Raw genomic sequence first — 4817 nt, forward strand, 5'->3', positions numbered from 1 at the left:
GAACAGCTCCCACAATTCGTCCGGCACCAGCCGCTCAACGATCCCCACCACGGCCGACAGCCTACCTAGGCAGCCAAATGAGATGACGTCTTAGGCCGCCCGGACAGCGTGGAACACCCCGAAGACTTCGCGACCGCCTACGCCGACGCGCCAGGCGTCGTCACTTTCCTGGCTGTCTACCTCACTCTCTTCGGCACGTGCATGGCATCCTTCGGCAGTCTGTGCCGCCGTTACGGCGCCGAACTGATCGCGGGTCGCCCGTGGATGGCCCGGGGCCTGCGTCTGATCGCTTACGGCTCCTGGGCGATCCTGGGCTACTGCGCTGCCAAGCTCGTCGGCGTCCTCGGGCACTGGAGCAGTGTGAACCTCGATGTGTTCGCCGACGCCATAGCCCCGTTCAGTGCTGCGATGGGGGCACTCCTGGTGGTCAGCGGCTTCGCGGTTCCCGCAGTCGGCTCACGGCTAACGGCGTGGCGGCTCGTCCGCCGTCTCCATCCACTATGGCTGGTGGTGACTGCTCACGAGCCCGAGGTGCAGATGGAGAAACTACGCTGGTGGTGGCCAAACAAGTCCGTGCAATGGGCGGCGACACGGCAGATGGCGGAGATCCGCGACGTGCAGCGCGGCATCCGCCGTTACGTGGAGGCAGAGCTGATCCACATCGCACAAGACAGCGGCCGTTCAGCCGGACTGGAGGAACATCAGGTGGTGGCACTGATGGAAGCGGCCGCTCTGCGACGTGGCCTCCAGAACCGAAACCGCGGGTACATACCGGCCCACTCCGCGGCCAGTGTGGTGATGGGCGGCGGCGAACTGCCAGCCGACGAACACGCACACCTCGTGATGGTCTCCGATGCCTACGATTCCCGCCTGACGCGAGACATCCTCGAGACATTCCTTTGATCTTTGCCGACCGGGCGATCGCAACTCTGGTGATCCGGCCACGCCGATCCAACCAGTGAATCTAGCGCCCGCCCCGTGTGGGACGATTGTGAAGCTTCCCCTTGATCGTGGACACCTGGAGGCTGGGATCTTGAGGTTCCAGAGGAAGTAGCCCCAGGTGGGAAGCAAGTACACGAAGCGGTATACCGAGGAGTTCAAGCGGGACGCGATCGCGCTTGTCGATTCCTCGGGCAAGACGGTCACCGCCGTCGCCCGGGGCCTTCTTCGTGAAGGACAACGACCGGTGAGCGAGCTGTACCGGTTGATCCATGCGGAGAAGGCGGCCTACCCGATCGTCCTGCTGTGCCGGGTACTGAAGGTCGCCCGCTCCTCCTACTACGCCTGTGCGAGGGCGAGGCCGCCCGCCGCGCTCGTCAGGCCGCCGACGACGCGCTCGCGCACGAGATCACCGTGCTGCACATTGCCTCCCGCCACAGGACTGCGCGCCGCCGTAAACACCCAAAAGCCCCGGCTGGACGGGGGAGACCAGCCGGGGCCGCAAGGCGGTGACATGCGGAGGGCGGTCGCCTCTCGGCGGAAGGCTCCATGGGGCTTCAGCCGGACGATCGTCCCCATGGGCTATGGGTGAGGCCCGGGGACACTGTCCCCTCCGCGAGCCACATTTAGGTGAACGGTCAACCATCATGGGTTGTTCCCGCACATCCCGGACGGCCGGTGTGAGCTGGGGAACACTCGTGGGGGACGCCTACTCCTACGGCGGGTCAGTGATCACCGGGCTGCGCGGGGCAAGACACCTCGTCTATCTGGCGGCCTCCATCCCCCATGTCGGCGAGAGCGCGGCCGGTCTGGGCGGCGCGTCGCCGCAGCTCCAGCCGCGATCAACCCTGAGTCCGACGGATCGACTGAACCGCGGCCTGCACACCGTTGAGGCGGCTACTCAAGTGGATCCGTAATGTCGGAGGGTGTGGTGGAGGGCATGGCGTGAAACGTCCATTGTCGAGTCTGGAGCAGGAAGAGCAAGGGCATGATCCGCAACATGTCGAATGAACCTTCAGGACTGCGCCGCCCGCCCTTGCTGTGGGAGCAGCACTGCTGCCTGCCGTTGGAACGGCACACGGATGTCGGCGAACTGGCCCGGTACCGCAGACCAGGGGGCAGCTTCGTTTCGGTGAACGTGGGCTACGTTCCCCACAGGACCGATGACGTCACCGGTCTGATCACGAGTTGGCGGGAGCGGATCGCCGCGGACGGCCGTCTGCGGCTGGCCGTGAGCCTCGACGATGTCGAAGCGGCCGGGCGTGCAGGGGACGTGGCGGTGGCCTTCGACCTGGAGGATTCCGGCCCGCTCGACGGGCAGTTGGACCTGGTACGCAAGTTCTACGATCTCGGTGTCCGCACCATGCTGCCGAGCTACAACAACCGCAACGCGGCTGGCGGCGGCTGCCTGGATGAGGTCGACGAGGGGCTCACCGCGTATGGCCGGGCGCTGATACGGGAGATGAACGCCGTGGGCATGGTCGCGGACGGATCGCACTGCGGTGTCCGTACCGGGCTGGACATGTGCGAGGTCTCCGAGCGGCCGGTGATCTACAGCCACTCCTGCATGCGCTCAGTGTGGGACCACCCGCGCAATATCACCGATGAGCAGGCCAAGGCGTGTGCCACCACCGGCGGCGTCATCGGCATCACCGGCGTCGGGATCTTCCTCGGCCCCAACGACGCCACCATCGACGCGCTGATGCGCCACATCGACTACGCCGTCGACCTCGTCGGCCCAGAACACGTCGGAGTCTCGACCGACTACCCGTTCGACCACGAAGACTTCAACGCGATGCTCGCACAGAGCCCGGAGCTGTTCCCCGACTGCTACACCCGCTGGGGGCCGATCAACTTCATGCCGCCGGAAGGGCTGCTCACGGTAGAAGACGCGCTGCTCGCTCGGGGATACCCCCACGATGCCATCACCGCGATTCTGGGAGGCAACTTCCACCGCGTCGCCGCGATGGTATGGCAGTAGCTCGAACGACACCCTGGGCGGACCGACCCGCGACTTCTCACATGGGAAGGGAGAGAAGACGTACCTGCCCGGTCGGCCATTCCGCGCCATCCACAAGTGGCGCCCACATGGCCCGCAACGGCATGCGGACCGGTCCTTCGGGTTGCTGGACCTGCACGTCATGGGGAAGGGCCTGCCATCCCATTCGCTCGTACAACGGAATCAGGTCCGGCCAGCAGAACAGCATCCCCAGTTCGACGCCAAGACCGCGGGCGTGATCCATAGCCGCTGTCACCACCCGGCGGGCCAGCCCTTGTCCTCTCAGGCCAGGAGTCACGATGACGCCGCCGATGCCGGCCACCCGCAGTCGGACGCTACCGACTGAAATCGGTACCTGCACCGATCCGGCATGCGCCACCAGGCGGCCCTGCTGCCTGACGCCGAAGTGCACCTCCTTGTCGAGCCATTTCAGGCCGGTCGCAGCCACCCGGGAGGGATCGATGGCACCGCCGGTGATCTCGTCGCGTTCTGCCTTGGTGTACTGCGCGAGCTGTGTGACTGAAGCCGACATGAAAATCATCGTTGCAGTACCCGTCTGTCTCCCGCAGCTCAACCGAGAGTTTCCGTGGCCCTTACATTCGGTGCCCCGGGTTCGCCTGGCTTGACTTGGTGCAGAGAAGTAGCCAAAAGCACAAGGCTTGGACGATCGACCGACTCCAGCTCGAGCGGGCGGGTGGGCAGACCCCAGCTCGGGACACGAAATCTGACTGGAGTACTAATACTCCAGTTGCACTTCGCTATCGCCGCTGGTCAGAGGCTGTTTTCTGAGCATACTCAGCTGACGCATCGTCATGTGGTCGAAGTTCGTGACCGGCGGTTCGGCGTTTGTAGTGACAGCGCATGGCTATCGCCTGGTGGCGACGGCGCCACTGGGACCAGGTCAGTATCCGATCAATGTCGCGGCGGTGGTGGCTTGTCCTGGGGCGGCAAGTCGCCAGGAGCCTGCGGATCTCTGCCAGGCTGAGCGGGACGAGGAAAGATCCGTTTCTGCGGCCCGCTTTGCATCTTCGGCCTGCGCTGCCATGGCAGCGAGGAAGGCATGGGCGAGCATCGCGAGAGTGATGTGCCGGTACCAGCCCGGGTAGCGGCGGACTTCGTACTGGTCCAGGCCACACTCGTTCTTCGCGCTCTGGAAGCAGGACTCGATCGCCCAGCGGGAACCGGCAACCCGCACCAGCTCCGCGACACGGGTGTCGGCGGGTGCATAGGCCAGGTAGTAGGCGATCTCGTCCGGGTGGGCAATGCTGCGGCGGGCGAGTACGCACCGGTGGTGCGAAGGCTCGTCATCGCCGAAGAAGGGAACAGCCGGGATCTGGGCGGCTGCCCAGTCGTAGATGCGCGAACCCTTGGCTCCGTCGCCGCAGGAAAGCCGCTCCCAGGCTTCGTCGGGGGCGTCACCGATGAGTTGGTCGATGCGCCAGCAGCCGGCGAGGGACTTGACCTGCTGCGACTTCGGGACCGCGACGACGTAGCCCAGCCCGGCCTCCTCAAGCATGTGGCGGAAGTGCCAGTCCTGGCCGTAGAGAGCGTCCGCCGTCACCCAGGCGATGGGTAGGGGTGAGGCGAGCGCCCGGGCGATAAGGCTCCGGGCAAGCTCGGTCTTGGTGGCAAAGTCCCGGGCGTCGGGCACTCCTGCCGCGCGGCACCGTTCCCGGTCGGACGTCCAGGACTTCGGCAGGTACAGCTCCCGGTCCACCAAGGTCCGGCCTCGCGACGAGGTATAGGCGGCGAACACGGCGACCTGGCAGTTCTCCGTGCGTCCTGGGGCTTGTTTCTGAATAACTGTCAGGGTTGATCTTCCGGATGGTCCTCGTCAGGCAAGCGAACTCGAAGCTGTTCGAGGGTCCGGGCGGGCGAC

General features: G+C 65.5%; 5 protein-coding genes and 1 pseudogene. 4 read left to right on the forward strand and 2 right to left on the reverse strand.

Annotated elements, in window-relative coordinates; translation table 11 throughout:
- The first annotated feature begins 108 nt into the window (after positions 1-108).
- From AB0A61_RS40825 to AB0A61_RS40840, 4 genes and pseudogenes are all read left to right on the forward strand, one after another.
- Positions 109-903 (forward strand): MAB_1171c family putative transporter, encoded by a 795-nt coding sequence (locus AB0A61_RS40825; protein ID WP_361304635.1) that lies wholly within the window; start codon positions 109-111, stop codon positions 901-903.
- Between the two features lie 157 nt (positions 904-1060).
- The gene (locus tag AB0A61_RS40830) at positions 1061-1531 is read left to right on the forward strand and encodes a hypothetical protein (RefSeq protein ID WP_361304638.1); all 471 of its coding nucleotides are present in this window, start codon (positions 1061-1063) and stop codon (positions 1529-1531) included.
- A gap of 103 nt (positions 1532-1634) precedes the next feature.
- Positions 1635-1819: pseudogene (locus tag AB0A61_RS40835) on the forward strand (alpha/beta hydrolase); the annotation flags it as partial.
- A gap of 120 nt (positions 1820-1939) precedes the next feature.
- A complete protein-coding gene (locus tag AB0A61_RS40840) occupies positions 1940-2920 on the forward strand; it encodes a membrane dipeptidase (RefSeq protein WP_361304641.1) in 981 nt (326 codons plus the stop codon).
- Between the two features lie 37 nt (positions 2921-2957).
- Here AB0A61_RS40840 and AB0A61_RS40845 read toward each other — a convergent pair whose 3' ends face one another.
- Together AB0A61_RS40845 and AB0A61_RS40850 are read right to left on the reverse strand one after the other, a co-directional pair.
- Positions 2958-3470 carry a GNAT family N-acetyltransferase gene (locus AB0A61_RS40845; protein WP_361304644.1) on the reverse strand — a complete coding sequence of 171 codons (513 nt, stop codon included), beginning with the start codon at positions 3468-3470 and terminating at the stop codon, positions 2958-2960.
- 369 nt (positions 3471-3839) lie between these two features.
- On the reverse strand, positions 3840-4748 hold the full coding sequence (locus AB0A61_RS40850; protein ID WP_361304647.1) for an IS701 family transposase: 909 nt from the start codon (positions 4746-4748) through the stop codon (positions 3840-3842).
- Between the last annotated feature and the right edge of the window lie 69 nt (positions 4749-4817).

The sequence above is a fragment of the Streptomyces sp. NPDC046197 genome, from assembly GCF_040646295.1.
Classification (GTDB): domain Bacteria; phylum Actinomycetota; class Actinomycetes; order Streptomycetales; family Streptomycetaceae; genus Streptomyces.